The sequence below is a fragment of the Winogradskyella marincola genome (assembly GCF_029624125.1).
GTDB lineage: Bacteria > Bacteroidota > Bacteroidia > Flavobacteriales > Flavobacteriaceae > Winogradskyella > Winogradskyella marincola.
In genome coordinates this window covers 529322-547810 of record NZ_JARSBN010000001.1, presented here as the reverse complement: position 1 = coordinate 547810, position 18489 = coordinate 529322, and the positions used below count along the sequence as shown (strand labels likewise).

At 33.8% G+C, this 18489-nt stretch carries 19 protein-coding genes; 9 read left to right on the top strand and 10 right to left on the bottom strand.

What is annotated here, in order from left to right:
* Positions 1–74: 74 nt before the first annotated feature.
* Entirely contained in the window at positions 75–809 is a 735-nt protein-coding gene (locus P7122_RS02575) for a TrmH family RNA methyltransferase (protein ID WP_278004209.1), read from the top strand.
* On the opposite strand, the gene porT is transcribed toward P7122_RS02575, so the two are convergent.
* Both porT and ubiE read right to left on the bottom strand, forming a co-directional pair.
* Positions 796–1512 carry a type IX secretion/gliding motility protein PorT/SprT gene (gene porT, locus P7122_RS02570; protein WP_278004208.1) on the bottom strand — a complete coding sequence of 239 codons (717 nt, stop codon included), beginning with the start codon at positions 1510–1512 and terminating at the stop codon, positions 796–798. The genes P7122_RS02575 and porT overlap by 14 nt on opposite strands.
* 2 nt (positions 1513–1514) lie before the next feature.
* A complete protein-coding gene (gene ubiE / locus P7122_RS02565; protein WP_278004207.1) occupies positions 1515–2246 on the bottom strand; it encodes a bifunctional demethylmenaquinone methyltransferase/2-methoxy-6-polyprenyl-1,4-benzoquinol methylase UbiE in 732 nt (243 codons plus the stop codon).
* Positions 2247–2428: 182 nt separating this feature from the next.
* Here ubiE and trkA point away from each other — a divergent pair, with 182 nt between their 5' ends.
* The 5 genes from trkA (at position 2429) to P7122_RS02540 (ending at position 6362) form a co-directional block, all read left to right on the top strand.
* A complete protein-coding gene (gene trkA, locus P7122_RS02560) occupies positions 2429–3778 on the top strand; it encodes a Trk system potassium transporter TrkA (RefSeq protein ID WP_278004206.1) in 1350 nt (449 codons plus the stop codon).
* Between the two features lie 8 nt (positions 3779–3786).
* Entirely contained in the window at positions 3787–5289 is a 1503-nt protein-coding gene (locus P7122_RS02555) for a TrkH family potassium uptake protein (protein WP_278004205.1), read from the top strand.
* 162 nt (positions 5290–5451) lie between these two features.
* On the top strand, positions 5452–5700 hold the full coding sequence (locus P7122_RS02550) for a hypothetical protein (protein WP_278004204.1): 249 nt from the start codon (positions 5452–5454) through the stop codon (positions 5698–5700).
* Positions 5701–5817: 117 nt separating this feature from the next.
* Positions 5818–6093, top strand: a complete 276-nt coding sequence (locus P7122_RS02545; protein ID WP_278004203.1) for a hypothetical protein — start codon at positions 5818–5820, stop codon at positions 6091–6093.
* Positions 6094–6101: 8 nt separating this feature from the next.
* Positions 6102–6362 carry a hypothetical protein gene (locus P7122_RS02540; RefSeq protein WP_278004202.1) on the top strand — a complete coding sequence of 87 codons (261 nt, stop codon included), beginning with the start codon at positions 6102–6104 and terminating at the stop codon, positions 6360–6362.
* A 59-nt stretch (positions 6363–6421) separates the two neighbouring features.
* Here the strand turns inward: P7122_RS02540 and P7122_RS02535 are convergent, their stop codons facing one another.
* A complete protein-coding gene (locus P7122_RS02535; protein WP_278004201.1) occupies positions 6422–7606 on the bottom strand; it encodes a pyridoxal phosphate-dependent aminotransferase in 1185 nt (394 codons plus the stop codon).
* Between the two features lie 18 nt (positions 7607–7624).
* The gene (locus P7122_RS02530) at positions 7625–8725 is read right to left on the bottom strand and encodes a fatty acid desaturase family protein (RefSeq protein WP_278004200.1); all 1101 of its coding nucleotides are present in this window, start codon (positions 8723–8725) and stop codon (positions 7625–7627) included.
* Positions 8726–8865: 140 nt separating this feature from the next.
* Here P7122_RS02530 and rsmG point away from each other — a divergent pair, with 140 nt between their 5' ends.
* On the top strand, positions 8866–9492 hold the full coding sequence (gene rsmG, locus P7122_RS02525) for a 16S rRNA (guanine(527)-N(7))-methyltransferase RsmG (protein WP_278004199.1): 627 nt from the start codon (positions 8866–8868) through the stop codon (positions 9490–9492).
* Between the two features lie 52 nt (positions 9493–9544).
* Here rsmG and P7122_RS02520 read toward each other — a convergent pair whose 3' ends face one another.
* Together P7122_RS02520 and pruA are read right to left on the bottom strand one after the other, a co-directional pair.
* A complete protein-coding gene (locus P7122_RS02520) occupies positions 9545–11236 on the bottom strand; it encodes a T9SS type A sorting domain-containing protein (RefSeq protein WP_278004198.1) in 1692 nt (563 codons plus the stop codon).
* A 136-nt stretch (positions 11237–11372) separates the two neighbouring features.
* Positions 11373–12998 (bottom strand): L-glutamate gamma-semialdehyde dehydrogenase, encoded by a 1626-nt coding sequence (pruA, locus tag P7122_RS02515; RefSeq protein WP_278004197.1) that lies wholly within the window; start codon positions 12996–12998, stop codon positions 11373–11375.
* 141 nt (positions 12999–13139) lie between these two features.
* Between pruA and P7122_RS02510 the strand changes: the two genes are divergently transcribed.
* Positions 13140–14147, top strand: a complete 1008-nt coding sequence (locus P7122_RS02510; protein WP_278004196.1) for a DUF6695 family protein — start codon at positions 13140–13142, stop codon at positions 14145–14147.
* 10 nt (positions 14148–14157) lie between these two features.
* On the opposite strand, the gene P7122_RS02505 is transcribed toward P7122_RS02510, so the two are convergent.
* The 3 genes from P7122_RS02505 to P7122_RS02495 all read right to left on the bottom strand — a co-directional run bounded on the left by P7122_RS02505 (position 14158) and on the right by P7122_RS02495 (position 16511).
* A complete protein-coding gene (locus tag P7122_RS02505) occupies positions 14158–14670 on the bottom strand; it encodes a hypothetical protein (protein WP_278004195.1) in 513 nt (170 codons plus the stop codon).
* Between the two features lie 14 nt (positions 14671–14684).
* The gene (gene apaG, locus P7122_RS02500; RefSeq protein ID WP_278004194.1) at positions 14685–15071 is read right to left on the bottom strand and encodes a Co2+/Mg2+ efflux facilitator ApaG/CorD; all 387 of its coding nucleotides are present in this window, start codon (positions 15069–15071) and stop codon (positions 14685–14687) included.
* Between the two features lie 63 nt (positions 15072–15134).
* Positions 15135–16511: a pyridoxal phosphate-dependent decarboxylase family protein gene (locus tag P7122_RS02495; RefSeq protein ID WP_278004193.1), complete on the bottom strand. Its 1377-nt coding sequence runs from the start codon at positions 16509–16511 to the stop codon at positions 15135–15137.
* Between the two features lie 113 nt (positions 16512–16624).
* On the opposite strand from P7122_RS02495, the gene P7122_RS02490 reads away from it, so the two are divergent.
* Positions 16625–17122: a cysteine dioxygenase gene (locus P7122_RS02490; RefSeq protein WP_278004192.1), complete on the top strand. Its 498-nt coding sequence runs from the start codon at positions 16625–16627 to the stop codon at positions 17120–17122.
* On the opposite strand, the gene P7122_RS02485 is transcribed toward P7122_RS02490, so the two are convergent.
* Positions 17115–18368, bottom strand: a complete 1254-nt coding sequence (locus P7122_RS02485) for a type IX secretion system plug protein (RefSeq protein ID WP_278004191.1) — start codon at positions 18366–18368, stop codon at positions 17115–17117. The genes P7122_RS02490 and P7122_RS02485 overlap by 8 nt on opposite strands.
* Positions 18369–18489: the final 121 nt, after the last annotated feature.

Genomic DNA, 18489 nt, shown 5'->3' with positions numbered 1-18489 from the left:
GATTGTTCTAAACAAAAATTAGTCCAAAAAAGGTTTACTTTGTATTTAATCTAAGCAAATGTAAAGACATTTTAATGGTTACAAAGCAAGAAATAAAGTTAATTAAAAGTTTAAATCAAAAAAAATACAGACAACAGTTAGGCTTATTTACTGTTGAAGGTATAAAAGGAATTGAAGAATTTCTAAAATCAGATTTCAAACTTCATCGTTTATATACAACAAAACAGATTTTTGACAATTCAAAAGGTGATGCTGTAGGTATTTCTGAAAACGAATTAAAAAAGATAACAGCTTTAAAAAATCCTAATACAGCTCTGGCAATTTTTGAAATTCCGAAATCAGAAGACGTAAAAGACAATACATTAATTGTGGCTTTAGACGACGTTAGAGATCCAGGAAACCTAGGAACAATCATTAGACTTTGTGATTGGTATGGAGTAAAAGATTTGGTGTGTAGTCTCAATACAGTAGATTGCTATAACTCTAAAGTTGTACAAGCAACAATGGGATCTTTAACGAGAGTTAATATAACATATACCAATCTAGACGAATTTTTATCAAACCTTAAAAGCCCAATTTTTGGTACTTACATGAATGGTGAAAATATCTATAATTCTAAATTACCAAGTGAAGGAATTATTGTTTTGGGTAATGAAGCTAATGGCATTTCAGAAAAAATATCGTCTATAATAGATAGAAAAATAACCATTCCTCAATTTGGGAAAAGTAAAGAAACAGAGAGTCTAAACGTTGCTAATGCAGCAGCAATTGTGCTAAGCGAATTTAGAAGACGAACTATTGAAATGTAAAGTTGATAAAGATACCTCTGGTTTGCATTTTGGCAACATTACCTGTCCATGGGCTATTAGGATCTGCATCTCTAACAATTTCATCGTTTATAGCAAAAACTCCACGAATTGAAGGTGTAAATTTAAAATATAAAAGGTACAGATCTATACCAAAACCAATCTCGTAGAAGTAGGTGTTTTTCTTCATTCTAAATTCACCAGAACTATTATCATCAGGATTATCCTGATTGCTAGAAAGGTTTAATGCTGTAGAAAAACCACCAATTATAAAAGGCTTGAAGTTGTTTATTCGTTTAGTAGATACTTTTAAGAGCAAAGGAATATGAATGTAAGTAGACTTTACTTCTCTCAATAAATCAGAATCATTGTATTCTGTGCCAGCAAAATAACTTTCGTTATACATAAGATTTCTGGTTGTAAAAAACACTCCAGGTTCTAACCTTAAATTCATGTAGTTATTGATACGCATATCACCAATAAGACCAAGGTGAAATCCAAATGTATTGTCAACTAAGATGTCATCAAGGTTTTCTTCATAATCAAACTTAAAATCGTATTGATTAAAGCCTAAAAAGTAACCCCAAGACAAAAACTTTTGATCTAAGTTGTCAATATTGTTAGCCACCTTCTCTTTAGTAAATAATTGCGCAGTCGCAGATTGAAATGCTATTAAGAATGTTAAGAAAACTAAGATTTTCTTCATAATTATGCTTTAGATGCTATGTATATAGTTGCCACACCCATAGTTTGTGGTTTATCTTCGACATTTATAAACCCAATTTTTCTCAAAATATTGTTCAATTCTTCACCATAAGGAAAAACTGAAGCCGATTCGCTAAGGTAATTATAAGCTATTTTATCTTTTGAAAATAACTTACCTATAGTTGGTAAAATGTATTTAGAGTATATACCATAGCCAAATTTATAAATAGGATTGGTAGGTACCGAAGTTTCTAAAATAACAAAAATACCATTAGGCTTTAGTACTCTAAGTATTTCTGAGAGTCCTTTTTCTAGATTTTCAAAATTTCTAACACCAAACGATACAGTTATAGCATCAAAAGTGTTGTCTTCAAAAGGTAGATTTTCAGAATCACCAATAACCATGGAGATAATATTCTCTAATTTTTTAGATGCTATTTTTTTTCGGCCAACCTCTAGCATGCCATTGCTAATGTCTAGGCCAATAATTTCTTTAGCATTTGTAGCGGCAAGATTAATAGCTAAGTCGCCAGTACCAGTGGCAATATCCAAAATGTTTTCTGGCTGCTTTTTGCTAACAATTTTTACAACTTTATTTCTCCATTTTACATCGATACCAAAGGAAATAACACGATTAAGACCATCGTATTTATTAGAGATAGTGTCAAACATTTCTGTGACCTGCTCTTTTTTAGAAGCATCACTGTCTTTGTAGGGTTTAACTTTTTCAGCCATTAAAAAATTTTTTGCAAAAATACGTGAATTTTTTTGTTTGAAAATTCAGAATTCACAAATCCCAAATGAAAATTTTCTTGAAATGTTAATAGTTTGTCACCAACATTAAGTTTAAAGCTTAGTGATGCGTTAACTTATTACTTCTTACTATATTTGTATGTTTATTTTGAATAAAACTTTAGATGAAAATAATTATCGCAGGTGCAGGAGAGGTAGGATTTCATTTGGCAAAATTATTATCCTATGAGTCGCAAGAGATCACTCTTATAGATACCAAAAAGGATAACTTAACTTATGCAGGTGAGCATCTGGATATAAAAACCATAAAAGGGGATGCTACATCAATTGCGATCTTAAGGGAAGCACGTATTGAGTCTGTAGAACTATTTATCGCAGTAACATCTTCTGAGACTACAAATATTACAGCATGTGTCTTGGCTAAGCAATTGGGAGCACAACGAACCATCGCTAGGATTTCTAATACCGAATTTATTGAGCAGAAGGATGCTATTGGTTTTTCTCAGTTTGGGATAGATGAGTTGATTTCGCCAGAATCGTTAGCGGCATCAGAGATAGAGTTATTATTAAATCAATATGGTTTTAATGATACTTATGAGTTTGAAGGAGGAGCGTTAACTATGCTTGGTTTAAGACTCTCTAGAACTGCAAAATTTGTAGGAAAGACCGTTAAGGAAGCAGCAGAGCTTTATTCAGAATTACATTTTATTCCTATTGCAATTCAACGTTACGGAACACAGTACACTATTATACCTCGAGGAGATACACAGTTTAAAGAAGGGGATAAGGTTGTTTTTATGACTTCTGAAGGTGGTGATGCCGAATTGTTTCAACTCTCTGGTAAAGCAAAAACAGATATTAAGAATGTAATGATTCTTGGTGGAAGTAAAATCGGTTATAAAACAGCGAGGGATCTTTGCAAAAGTAAGTTTAATGTAAAACTTGTAGAGAGCAAAAAACCATTGGCAGAAGACTTAGCAGATAGATTGCCAAACGCTTTAATAATCTGTGGAGATGGTAGAAATGTAGAGATTTTAGATGAAGAAAATATCAACGACATGGATGCTTTTATTTCTGTTACTGGTAATTCTGAAACTAATATCATGTCTTGCTTATTGGCAAAATCTAAAGGTGTTAAAAAAACAATTGCTTTAGTAGAAAACATGGACTACTATCAGCTATCACAATCTATAGGTATAGATACGCTAATCAATAAAAAGTTATTAGCAGCAAATAATATTTTTAGGTACATGCGAAAAGGTGAGGTTGTTGCCATGACCAAGCTTACCAATATGAATGCAGAACTATTAGAGTTTGTGGTAAAACCGAATTCTAAGATTACAAATAAAATAATAAAGGACTTAAACTTTCCTAGGTCTGCTATATTTGGAGGTGTTATTAGAGATGGTGAAGGTATGATTCCGTTAGGAAGCTTTAAAATTGAAGCTGGAGACAGAGTTGTTGTTTGCTGTTTGCCACGTTCAATTTCTGAGGTAGAAGCCTTTTTCTCGTAAAAACCATTATGTCTAGAATTCGACTTAACTATAAAATCATTTTTCACTTTTTTGGACTGCTATTGCTTTTCAATGGTGGATTTATGATGCTCGCTACTCTAATTAGTCTTATATACAAAGACGGAGTAACTCTTAATTTATTTTTAGCAAGTTTATCTACTTTACTTCTTGGAGGTGTGGCTATGTACGCTACAAAGAATCATAGTAAGGAAATGAACAAGCGCGAAGGTTATATTGTTGTAGCCTTTGGTTGGATAGTAATGTCGCTTACAGGAACTTTGCCTTATATGGCTACAGAATCTATACCAACTTTTACTGAAGCCTTTTTTGAAACCATGTCTGGCTATACCACAACCGGAGCAAGTATTCTAAATGATATAGAAATATTGCCAGAAGGTGTTTTGTTTTGGCGAAGTATGACACACTGGATTGGTGGTATGGGAATCATTGTATTAGCTATTGCAATTCTTCCATTGCTGGGCGTTGGAGGTATGCAGCTTTTTGCTGCAGAAGCACCAGGTCCAGGCGGAGATAAATTACACCCAAGAATTACAGATACAGCAAAGCGTTTGTGGCTTATTTATTTTGGCTATACGGTTGCGGAAACAATCTTGTTGCAAGTAGCAGGTATGTCGTTTTTTGATGCTATTAATCATGCTTTAAGTACGCTGTCTACGGGTGGTTTTTCAACCAAAAATGCAAGTGTAGCGTATTGGAATGATAACCCATTAATTCAATACATTATTATTTTCTTTATGTTTTTAGCTGGTACTAATTTTGTGTTGAGTTATTATCTTTTTAAGGGTAAGGTTTCAAAAATAATTGAAGATGATGAGTTTAAATTATACTTTAAGTTTATCATCATTTTTACGATTATTGCAGCTTCATTAATTTATTTTAAGGCAGATGTGTCTCAATCTACAATTGCTCATCCTATGGTTTTGGGAGAGGGAGAAAGTGCTATAAGACATGCTTTATTTCAGGTGCTAACAGTAATAACAACAACAGGATTTGTGTCTGCCGATTATACTTTATGGACACCGTTTTTAACTGTCTTTTTCTTCGGATTAATGTTTTTGGGTGGTTCTGCCGGAAGTACTTCGGGAGGTATAAAGGTAGTAAGGCACCTAATTTTAATCAAAAACGGATTCTTGGAATTTAAACGTTCATTGCATCCTAATGCTATTTTGCCTGTTAGGTATAATACCAAATCTATTTCTAAAGATATTGTATTTAATGTCTTAGGATTCTTTATTCTATACATGCTGTCTTTTATTATAGGTGCATTAGTGTTTTCTATGTTTCAAATGGATTTTGAATCTGCAATAGGTTTGTCGGCATCTAGTTTGGGTAACGTAGGGCCTGCATTAGGAGAATATGGTCCTGTAAATAATTATTCAGCATTACCACCTTTAGGAAAATGGTGGGCTTCATTTTTAATGCTGATTGGAAGGTTAGAATTGTTTACTGTGCTCATAATAATGACACCTTTTTTCTGGAGAAACAGATAAAAATTAAAATTTTTTAAAGTTTTTTTAAATTTAGCTAGCCTATAATTCCATTGATATTTTTGTGATTTAAGCACTCAAAACCAAGCTGTTATTTTAGAGGTGTTTGTAACATTTTTAATTCTGTTACGTCTTATTATCGTAACCAATTAAAAATTATCAATCATGGAATTAGTATTAAATCAAGAATTAGAATCCGTACCAGAACCCATTGTGGTATCGCATTACACAACAAACGGTTTGTTAAACTCTAATTACAAATCTATTGTGAAGCAAAACTTTAGTAAGTCTACAACAAAATCTGTTTTTGGAATTAGACAACGTATTAAGTCTTCACAATTAGGTAAAGTAGACCACGTTGCAGCCATATTAAAATTGTCTGTATTCGTTATAGCTTTAATCGCTATTTTCTAAAATATACTCACTTTATTTCCTGAACTCTAACTGACATTTATGTCTTTTATATCGTGCGCTCTTACAAGCGAACAAACTATCTTTTATCTAAATATTAAAACTTTAAATTCAATAATTATGAGTTTTGGTGGGTCTGTACAAGCAATGATAACAACTCTTAAGAACAACGAAAAGATGCGTTCTAAAAGAGGTAATTTCAAGAAAACAGTACATAGTTCTGGATATAGCAAACAAAAACCAGAGTATGATTTTCCTGAGGTTACACCACAAATGCTTAATGAGATAAAAGAAAGAATGCAAAGAGAACGTAAGAGACGAACTTTTAAAGTTGTTGCTTTAACAATTATCTTGTTTTTAGGATTAGCTTATTTGGTTTATGTAGAATTAAAATAATGCTCATTATGCCTCTAGCAGAATCAATGATAAGCTCTCTTAAGAGTAATAAAAGTGTTATGCTTGATAAGTCTAAACGCTTTAGAAAGACGCTTGGAGGTTATAATAAAAATCGAAAAGGGAATTTTGATTTCCCTGAAGCAACACCAGAAATTCTGCTTGAAATAAGAAATAAGTTAAAGAGAGAACAACAAATACTATGGTTAAAAATTAGTATTGTCTCCATTATAATAATAACGCCTTTGGTTTGGATGCTATTAGCATCATAAAAAAAAGCTATAATTCATCATTCAGAATTATAGCTTTTTTAAAATGTTATTGGTAAGGTTTAGCTTAGAGCTTCCTTTATTCTTTTAATAGCTTCTATAATTTGTTCTTGAGAAGCTGCATAAGAAATACGTATACAGTCAGGGTTTCCAAAAGCTTCACCAGTTACTGTAGCTACAAGAGCTTCTTCTAATAAGAATAAAGACATATCTGTAGCGTTATTTATAGTCTTTCCTTTTACGGTTTTTCCAAAATAAGCAGATACGTTTGGAAATACATAAAAAGCGCCTTCAGGTTCATTGGTTTTAAAACCATCAATACCATCAAGCAGTCCTAGGATTAACTTACGACGTTCTTTAAACTCATCGATCATATACTTTATGCGTGATGGATCAGCTTCTAAAGCAGAAATGACAGCACGCTGAGCAATACAATTTGCACCACTTGTTACCTGACCTTGCATTTTGTTACAAGCTCTGGCAATCCAGTCTGGTGCACCAATATAACCGATTCTCCAACCAGTCATAGCAAAGGCTTTAGAAACACCATTTATGGTTATCGTTCTGTCGTACATATCTTCAAACTGAGCCATACTATGGTGTCCACCAATGAAATTAATATGCTCATAGATTTCGTCAGAAGCTACGTATATGTTTGGATATTTTTGTAATACATCTGCAATAGCTCTTAACTCTTCTTCACTATATACAGAACCACTTGGGTTACAAGGCGAACTGTACCAAAGCATTTTGGTTTTTGGAGTTATAGCAGCTTCAAGTTGCTCTGCAGTCATTTTAAAGTCGTTAGAAATGTCTGTTTTTACTTCAACAGGAACACCTCCATTAAGCTTTACAATATCAGCATAACTTACCCAATAAGGACATGGTAAAATAACTTCATCTCCATCATTAAGCATTACAGAAGCAATGTTGTATAATGATTGCTTAGCGCCAGTAGATACTACAATTTGAGATCTTGAGTAATCTAGTCCATTATCACGTTTAAATTTTGTTATAATGGCATCTTTTAGTTCTACATAGCCATCAACAGGTGTGTAGCTATTGTAGTTGTCGTTAACAGCTTTTATTGCTGCCTCCTTTACAAAATCTGGCGTGTTAAAATCTGGTTCTCCCAGGCTTAATCCAATAATGTCTTTACCCTCTGCTCTCAGTTCTCTGGCTTTTGCAGCCATAGCTAGGGTTGCTGAAGTCGATAGATTGTTAATTCTATCAGAAAGTTGGTCCATGTGCTAGTTATAATAGAATTATGCTTGCATTGCTGGTTGCATTCCCATTTCTTTTAAAAATCTAAAATGCGCAGCAATAGCTTTTCTTGTGGTTTCGTATTCTTTATAAGGTAGATTAAATTCTTTAGCAGTATCCTTCACAATTTTTGCGATTTTTCCATAATGGATATGGCTTATGTTAGGGAAAATGTGATGCTCTACTTGGTGGTTTAGACCTCCAGTATACCAATTTACTAACCAGTTCTTAGCACCAAAGTTTACTGTGGTTTTAAGCTGGTGAATTGCCCAAGTGTTTTTCATAGTGCCATCTTTTTCTGGCATAGGCATTTCTGCTTCGTCCATAACATGTGCTAATTGAAAAACAACACTAAGAATAAGACCTGCTACATAGTGCATAATAAAAAAGCCAATTAAAACTTCGTACCATGCTAAGTCTGTTAAAAGAATTGGTAAAACAATCCACATAGCAACATAGACTAATTTAGATATTACCAATTTACTCCAGTTAACAATTGGGTTTGGTAATTTTCCATAAGATAATTTACGCTTCATGTAGCGTTTCATTTGCTGAAAATCGGTAGTAATTGCCCAGTTAATAGTCAATAATCCATAAAGGAAAATTGAGTAGTAATGCTGAAATCTATGATGTTTGTGCCATTCAGCATGCTTAGAAAATCTAAGGATTCTTCCGGCTTCTAAATCTTCATCATGACCATGGATGTTAGTGTACGTATGATGAAGTACGTTGTGTTGTACTTGCCAGTTGTAAACATTTCCTGCTAAGATGTAGATGCTACTTCCCATTAGGCGGTTTACCCATTCTTTGTTAGAGAATGCACCATGGTTGCCATCATGCATTACATTCATGCCAACTCCAGCCATACCTATACCCATAACTACAGTTAAAAGCAGTTGTGCCCAAGTAGGTATATCTAAGGTAATTAGTAAAAAGTATGGAGTTAAAAAGATAGCAAACATAACAATTGTTTTTAACCAAAGTTGCCAGTTGCCTGTCCTTTTAATGTTGTTTTCTTTAAAGTAGCTGTTAACACGTTTGTTTAAAGTTCTAAAGAACTTTGCTGAGTCAACTCTTGAGAATGATAAGGTTTGTTGAGCCATAAATCTATTTTTTATCTATAACGAAAAGGGATTAAAATCATTATAAGTTGCCAAAGATAAATAATAAATAAAACGCAGCCTTATGCTAAGACGTTAATTTATGCACATTAAAATAGTTATTTTTGCACAAATTATAATTGATGGATTTAATTCTTAAATATTTCCCTAACCTTTCAGAGCAACAAATAGAACAGTTTGAAGCTCTAGAGACACTCTATAAAGATTGGAACTCAAAGATCAATGTAGTATCCAGAAAAGATATTGATGAGTTGTATCTAAGGCATGTTTTACATTCTTTAGGTATTGCTAAAGTCATGAATTTTGCAGATGGTTCTTCAATTCTTGATGTAGGTACTGGAGGCGGTTTTCCTGGTGTGCCCTTAGCTATTATGTTTCCTAATTGCCAGTTTCATTTGGTAGATAGCATTAATAAAAAACTAAAAGTTATCAATGCGGTTAGCGAAGCTATTGGTTTAACTAACGTAAGAACAACTCATAGTAGAGTAGAGGCTATTGATGAAACCTACGATTTTATTGTGAGTAGAGCTGTAACAGCAATGCCAGAATTTACAAAATGGGTAAAGGGCAAAACAGCAAAAAAACAACGAAATGAATTAAAGAACGGTATTTTGTACTTAAAGGGAGGAGATTTAACCGAAGAGTTAAAACAATACACAACAGTTAAGGCTTATCTGTTATCAGATTATTTTGAAGAAGACTTTTTTGAAACTAAAAAAGTAATTCACTTGCCTCTAAAACATAAATAAAAAAAGCGCTTCAAACTGAAGCGCTTTTTTTTGATTGTAAGTTATTATAGGGTTAATTAGCAATAAACTTAGTTGTAAAATTAGTGTTGTTTTCAGAATTGATATTCAATATATAGAAACCAGAAGCTAGATTTACAGGTATTGTAGTTCTGTTTTTTAATAAAATAGAAGTGTTAAAAACGATTTTTCCCGAAACATCTATAATCTGTATTAAAGCATTAGATTCTGTATCTGTAAGAAGTGTCAGTTGGTCTTTTATTGGATTGCTTTCTAGTTGAAATGTGATTTCATCGTTGTCTGAAATGTTCAGCGGAGGAGTTAAGATTTCTGCTAAAGCAAAATTAACATTGTCTTCGGTTAACTGTACATGAGGTTCATTGTCATCAGGTAAAAAAGTGTTGTCAAAAGGTGTAATGTTGGTCGTACCTCTGTTGGCTAAATTTATGTCGTGATGCCAATCTATTTCATTATCGGTAATGTTTAGTGCAAGTGCACTTACCGAAGGGATAAAACTAAATTTGTCTATTTGTAAAGCGTTTACAAAATCGCCAGAGGTGCCACCACCAGAGCCAATATCTCCTGTTAAAGCTGCTAAGTCAAAAAGTCCTCCAGGTGCAGAATCTACACCATCAGAATACATAAATGATTGGCTGCTTGCTTCAGAACCTTCAACTTCATAACCAAAAATCGAAATGCCAATATCGCTCACTGTACCTGTGGTGTTTGCAGCAGGTGTAAAGTTTATTTCTACTTCAACAGTTGCTGTAAAGCTACCAGCAGGAACACTAAAGCTGTCATTAATTACGGAATAGCCGTTGGTAACTGTAGGGCCACTATTGCTCATTGCAAAATAAGAATTACCAATACCACTACCATTAATGATTGCAACGTTTCGTGTGTTTTCAGGAAAGCCAGAAAGATTAAAGCTATTGATATTACTTTCAAATTGTGCTCTAAAAGGATGGGCTTGTGGTAAGGTAAGCGTTGGGTCAAAATTTACTAAACTGCCAGATTGAAGATGTGCTTCAAAATGATCTACCAGTAATTGTCTTGCAGCAGGAGATTTTAAAAATGAATCTATAAGAGGTTGTACTTCAACTGTTGGTTGTGTACCATTATAAGCAAGAAAGTTTAATTGGTGTTGCAAACCAATAGGAACATTTGCGCCATGATGAGGTGAATCAAAAGACATGTATAATCTGGTATCGGCATCCATTGCGTTAGCTTCCATATAATTTAAAGCATAGCGCGATATTAATCCACCCATACTAGGGCCAATAATAACGTTTTGCTCAGGATTGGTAGCGCCTGCTTTCGATGTGTTTATGATATCTAAAAGTTCTACTAATAACATGGCATTTCGTTCTATAAAATCAGTGCCACCATCAATAGTAGCTCCATCAGCAGCTCTTGTGTAAACCGGAAAGTTTAAGATAACTACATCAAAACCCTCTGCTCTTACTAAGTCTGCGAGGTTTTGTGTGCCAGAACTGCTTGTAAAATCTAATAAACTGTATAGTCCTGTAATGTTTCTTGAGTCAGCAGGGTCAAAGCCGTCAACTAAAATGATAGGTTTATTTAATTCTCCGTCAGAACCTAAAAAGATTTCATATTCGCCTTCTCCAGGATAATTGGTTGCTTCACCATAAGCTGATAAATCTGGAGTGATACTCGATGTAAAAGAATTTTGAGCTAAAAGTAAAGAGGGAATAATTGAAAAGATTACAATGTAAAGTTTTTTCATGTGAGGGAGTTTTTGGTTTTAGACTCAAAAGATAATAGTTTTAAAAAGGTAACAGTTATATTTTCTATAAAGCGCAAAAAAAATCCTTAAAAGCATTATGCTTTTAAGGATTTGTAGTTCAAGTTGTTATAGTGTTTTATCCTAAGAAAGGGTATCTGTAATCTGTTGGAGTTACAAACGTTTCTTTTATTAATCTTGGAGACACCCAACGTAATAAGTTTTGAGCACTACCAGCTTTGTCATTTGTTCCAGAAGCTCTGGCACCACCAAATGGCTGCTGACCAACAACAGCTCCTGTAGGTTTGTCATTAATATAGAAGTTTCCTGCAGCGTTTTGTAACGCTTTTGTAGCTTCTTCAACCCCGTATCTGTCAGTAGATAGAATAGCACCAGTTAGAGCGTATTCGCTTGTTTCGTCAACAAGTTTTAAAGTTTCTGAATAAGCATCATCTTCGTATACATAGATTGTAATTACTGGGCCAAATAGCTCAGTACACATTGTTGAGTATTTAGGATTTGTAGTTACAATAACTGTTGGTTCTATAAAGTAACCTTTAGATTTATCGTAATTTCCACCAGCAATAATTTCAGCATCACTATCAGCTTTTGCTTGGTCTATATATTTAGCTAATTTATCAAATGAACCTTCGTGGATTACTGCAGTGATAAAGTTGCTCATATCTTCAGGTGAACCCATTTTGAATGAAGCAAGATCTTCTAAAACATAGTTTTTAACATCTGCCCAAATACCTTTTGGAATGTATGCTCTAGATGCAGCACTACATTTTTGACCTTGGAATTCAAAAGCACCACGAGAAATAGCTGTTGCTACTTGCTTAGCATTAGCAGATTTGTGAGCTACGATGAAATCTTTTCCACCTGTTTCTCCAACAATTCTTGGATATGTTTTGTAGTTGTGAATGTTTTCACCAATTTGTTTCCAAAGTTCTTTAAATATAAATGTAGAACCTGTGAAGTGTAAACCAGAAAAATCTGGACTAGCTAAAACAGTATTTGTAATCATTGCAGGATCTCCAAATACAACATTAATTACACCATCTGGTACACCAGCTTCTTTAAAGACATCCATAATAACTTTAGCAGAATATACTTGGCTATCACTTGGTTTCCAAACGACAACATTACCCATTAATGCCATACAAGCAGGTAAGTTACCAGCAATTGCAGTAAAGTTAAAAGGTGTTACAGCATAAGTGAAGCCTTCAAGCGGACGATATTCTACACGGTTCCAAGCATCGCTTGTGCTTTCTGGTTGCTCCATGTAGATGTCAGTCATAAACTGAACATTGAAACGTAAAAAGTCTATAAGCTCACATGCAGAATCAATCTCTGCCTGGTGAATTGTTTTAGACTGTGCAATCATAGTTGCAGCATTAATTTTTGCTCTGTAAGGACCAGCAATTAATTCTGCAGCTTTAAGAAAAATACCAGCACGTTGTTCCCAAGGTAATTGAGACCAAGTCTTACGAGCCTCTAATGCTGTAGCAATAGCTTCCTCAACATGAGATTGCTCTGCCACATGGTATTCGCCAACGATGTGTTGGTGATCGTGAGGAGGAGACATGGTTCTGGTGTTTCCAGTTTTTATATCTTTTCCATTAATATATAAAGGGACTTCTACTTTGCTGTTAAACATAGCTTTGTAAGTTTCGGCTACAGCGTTGCGCTCTGGTGAACCTGGTGCATAAGACTTTACAGGCTCATTAACAGCTACAGGTACATTAAAGAATCCTTTTGACATAATATGATTGTTTTTGTTTAAATTTCGAAAGTGCAAAGGTACAATTTTTAAAGTAGAAAGTAGGTTTCAAACGTTATAGTTCTGTGAAACTTAAAAGCATAATTTTTTGTAAGTTGCTGTCTAAATTATCTACAAAGAAGCATGTTGAAAAATGATGCCTTTATTTTAACGCTCGCTTATCCAGAAACTATTGTGTCTCATGCAGACGAATGGTATTCTAGGTATTTAAAATACCTTTTAATCGGCAATAAAAATCATGTGAGAGCAGGTCATGCAGCTATGGTTTTAATTCATAAAGAAACAGGTGTTTTAGAGTATCACGATTTTGGAAGATACATTACCTCAGAACCCAATGGACGTGTACGAGGAAGAGAGACGGACTTTGAATTGCATTTTCCTGTAAAAGCAAAAATTGAAGACAATACAGTTAAAAACTTAAATGAAATTCTTGAGTTTTTAGCAATGAATCCAAAATTGACGCATGGTGATGGTCATTTGTATGCGTCGGTTTGTGATGCTATTAATTACGATTTAGCCAGAGCACATATTGATGCCATGCAAACTAAAGGTTTTATTAGATATGCGGCATTTATAAAAGAGGCTTGTAATTGTGCTAGATTTGTTACGGATGCTTTAATTGCAGGTGTTTTAGATGAAGGTGTTAAAAAGCAACTTATCAAATCTAAATGGTTCACGCCAAGTACCATTGGCAACGTTGTTATTGCAGATACCAAAGATTTTGTCTATTTGGTAAATGAAAAAGGTGTTATATCTGAATTTAAATCTACAGTTAGCAGGGAAAATAGACGATTGTTTTTAGATAGGCTAAAAGGTTATAGTCCAAGTTTGGTAGGAACGCTAAAACCCAAGCATAATGAAGTTAAAGAAGAACATGCGCAATGGTTAAGTGGTATTGCTGCAGGTGCTTGGTTTGAGCTTCATGATTTAGGACATGATTCTGAATTTCGTTTTAGAAGAATTTCTCCTTATGGAAACATCGACTGTGACGGTGTTTACAAAGTGAATGATGATAGTTTCGATATTTTAAAAGACTATCAGTTTGTGCATTACTCCAATTGTTTGTTTTTTAATATTGAGCAGGAGTCTAAGCTCTATAATTTTGAATTCATTACAGAATATGGTAATTAAGTTTTATGAATTAAATAAAGATAACTGGCATGAAGCTTCGTTTAAATTTTTTTACATCTTGAAGAATTGCTTTTGATTGAATCCAGCCAAAGTCTTCACTTTGTAATCCTTGAATTTCATTGGTAATATGTATACCTGTTTCAAAAACCACTGTGCCATTTTTTGTTAAAAGTAGTTTACTTGTAACGGTCGCCATATCTCCATAAGAGCATTTAAAATTCCAGGTATTACCCATGTTCTTTAAGACCGATATGTCAGTAGTCTTTAAATAATTAGCTCTAGGAAGGTCTTTAGGTAATAGATTCACATCATGAAAATCTAAGACTAAATGTGCTTCCCAACTATCATCGCTTTCAAAGTTGAATTTTTTTAAAGGACTGATAGAGTCGCTTAAACATTTAACTTTATGAATGTGTTTTCTAGAACTTAGGTCTATTATCAGTGAATAGCCAGATATGTAGGTAATTGTATATAGAATAATCGCAAGCCCAAAAATTAAGAAAAGGGCTTTTTTGATCTTCATATTAGTCTATGATTCTAATTAAGCGCAAAAGGCGCACTCAGTTTAAAAGAAGGAATATAAACCTTAAACTTATTGGCTTTAGTAAAGTTTACCATGTTATAATGGCCTTGCATAGCGCCAAAAGGAGAGGTTAGTAGGCATCCAGAATTATAAGTATGCTTTTCGCCAGGTTTTAATACTGGTTTTTTTCCAATAACACCTTCACCTTCTATAATCTCTTCGTTATTAAGAGCGTCAAGGATTTTCCAATGGCGAGAATGTAATTGAACAGAGTCTTTACTTTGGTTTTCAATTGTTACTTTGTAACCAAAAGCAAAATGCACTTTGTAGTTTTTGTAGAATGTGCCTTCGAAGTTGGTTTCTACGGAAATTTTAATACCGCTTGTAACTTGTTGTACCATAGATTATCTGAGAGTTGTGTATGCTAAAATAAAATAAATTTTCATTGAGCAATGCTTTTTTAGTTAAGTCGTGGATATTTTTAACATTTTTTCATCAACATAAGCTTCTAATGTTTTAAAAAATGCTGAAATGTCTTCTTTTTCTAAAACACTGTTTATGGTTACCATTCGAACAAACTGTTCGTTTTTGTAAGACCCAAAGCCAACCATTAACTGAGCATCTTCATATAATGCAGTGCATAATTCTTTTGGGTCAATGTCTTTATAGTTAAAGCACACCGAAATAGAATCATCAAAACTGTAGAGTTTATAATCTTTGTTGTTTTTTATATAGTCTCGCGCAACTTGTGCCATTTCAAATTGCTTATCAACAATTTTCTCTAATCCATTTGTGCCAACAGATTTCCATAAAGTCCAAATTTTAAGGGCATCGTTGCGTCTGCCACATTGTAATGAGGTTTTGCCCAGGTTAAAATCATCATCATCGGTTTGGTACAAATAATCCGCTTCGTTAGAAAATGAATGATGCAGTTGCTCAGGATGCTTGGTAACAATAATAGAACAGCTTAGAGGTGTGCCTAGCATTTTGTGTGCATTAACACTAAAAGAATCTGAATGCTCCAAGCCTTTTACTAAGTGTTTGTATGTGTTGCTGAAAATAACACTACCACAATATGCTCCATCTACATGAAGCCATAGGTTGTTGCTTTTACAGATTTTACTAATCGCCTCAATATCATCAAAAGCACCAAGAACTGTGGTGCCAGCAGTGGCATTTACAAAAAACGGCAGGTAGTTGTTGTTTAGGTCTTCCTTAACCAAAGCTTCCAGATGGCAGGCAAGCATTTCTCCTTTTTCATTGGTGTTAACCAGTCTTACTTGTTCTCTTCCAATACCAGTTAACGCTGCGTTTTTTGCGATAGAATAATGCGATTCTGCTGATGTGTAGAGTATCATCTTTTCAGAAAGACCTTTTGCTCTAACATCTTTGTTTTTTGCATCTCTGGCCATGATAAGTGCCATCATATTGCTCATGGAACCTCCAGGTGCAAAAGTGCCGTCGCTTTTTGTAGGATAACCAGCTAGCTTGCAAATATTCTTTAAAACCTGTTTTTCTATACCAACTTGTGGTCCTGCTACTTTATAGGTGTACATGCTGTTGTTGAGCATTACTGCTAATAAATCGCCTAATGTTGCTTTTCCGATTCTTCCTCCAAAAAGCTGATTAAAAAAAGATTTAGACGCTGTTTTTGGAGTGCTCTTTATGATGCCTTTTAGGTTTTCTATTAGTGCATCTTCAACTTGACCTTCATCATTTAAGGATAGGTCTAGTGAATTGTATAGTTTTGAAGTGGGTATATGTTTTGCTACAGGCTGTTTTTGTTCTTCAAGTAAAAGTTGTTCGGCAAGTTCAATAAATATATTTAAGTCTTTTTGCATTAGTTTGATTTCAAATTTTGCGTAGCATAAATTTATTCCTATTTTTCGGTATTAAAGAAATATTTACCTAAATATTGAATACTCAGGCACATATTTACTCACTTATTCAGCTATTGTCGAAGTCTCCTAAAGAAGATTACACAAATATTTTATTAAATTTTAATTTTCAAAATATTGACTTTTCTGAAATAGAGCATTGGATGCCTCAATCTTACACGAGAAATTGCTTTTACAGAGACGAAAATTTTGAACTTATCTTAATTTGTTGGGATAAAGCTTTGCAAACGGCAATTCACAATCATGACGGTGAGGAATGTTGGGTGTATCTTTTGGAAGGTGAGCTAGAAGAAGACTTTTATAAAATGGAGGTTGATGGCAAATTAAAGTACATTTCAACTAAGGTTTTAAAACCACATGAAGTTACAAAGTCTGATGAAGTTAAAGCTTTTCACCGATTAAGAAATGGGCAAAATGCTAAGGCACTAAGTCTTCATGTGTATGCTAAACCAATAGAGCAAAGTCTTACTTTTGATGAGCACTTAGATAAATTGGTCGATACAAAATTGAGTTATGACACTTACAAAAGTATTGTGCCAACTCAGGTTAATTAGAGATATCTACAGATGTCGCTTCTCCGTAACCTATGAGCTTATCGTATCTAGCACCTAGATCTCTATAGTACACTAATACTTTGTAGTTGTTTTCGGTTTGCCAGTAATCTCCACTAATGGCACCTTCATCTATGTCTCCTGTTTCACTATCAACCACAACAAATTTGTAGTTATAGAATCCTTGTTTTAATCTAAAACTAACTTCGTATTTGTCTTTTTCAGGAATATATTCCATTCTTGTTAATGGCTCAATGGCATAGGTATTAAAGTTTCCATACACATGAATATCCTTTCCGATGAGTTCTTCTTGTGCTAACGAAAAATGAACCATTGTGTAATCGGCTTCAATGTCTACATTTGATCGGTCCAATGCTGTTACCTGAAAATTTCCGTTTAAGTCTGGGTTGTAGGTATATGGTTTTCCGGTTCTGGGAACATTTGTGTACAGGTAGCTTTGGTAAATATCCTTCAAATCTATAAATTGAACACCAACATTAGAGGTTCTAACATCTTTGTTTTCAAACCAAAAGAATTCATTTCCGCCCCAAAAAGCAGATTCAGTGTCATAACGATAAATAAGCTCGTTGCCCAATGTGTATTGCGGTTTTAAATCTGATATTGATGTGTTGAGGTTGTTATTCTGAATAATAATCGTTTTTATGGTTTCAAGAGGGTTGTTAAAGTTGATGCTGTTTGTAGATATGGTTAAATCTACAGATTGCTTTTCGTCTATAACACTTACATCTCTAGAGCGTTTTACTTTAACGCCTACGTTAATCATGTCTTCATAAATCATGAATTTTCGGCTAAACATAAGCTCGTCGTATTCATCATAAATAGATATCATGTAATTGCCACTTTTTAAAAGTCCTCTGGTTTGTATGTTTGGTACCTGAAGCTTGTAATGCGAATACACTTGATAGGTGTTGAAAGAATTGTAATACTCTAAAATTCTTTGGTTGTCTAAGCCTCGTAGGTATTCGGCTTTTGCAAGAACAGAAGGTGTCCAGTCAAAATTAAAATGCTCAATCACATAATAAAAATCTTCTTCGTTAGCATTTAGCGCATCAAATTCTAAGATTAAAGGCTCACCTAATTTTAAAACAGGTAATTGACCTTGCGTGGTGTTGCTTTTAAAGCTTATTGTTTTTATAAAATCTGGAGGACTTACTTCCTCTGCCTGAGAGAATAAATCTATAGATAAGACTAAAAAAAATAGAATGAAGTATGTATTCTTTGCTGTCATAAGTTAAAATATGAAAGGATAAAGATAATCAAATTCTATGCCTTAGCACTTTCACCTTATTTATAATCATTATAAATAGAAATGTTGGTGTTAAATTGAAAATATTTTCCCCTTTAATTCT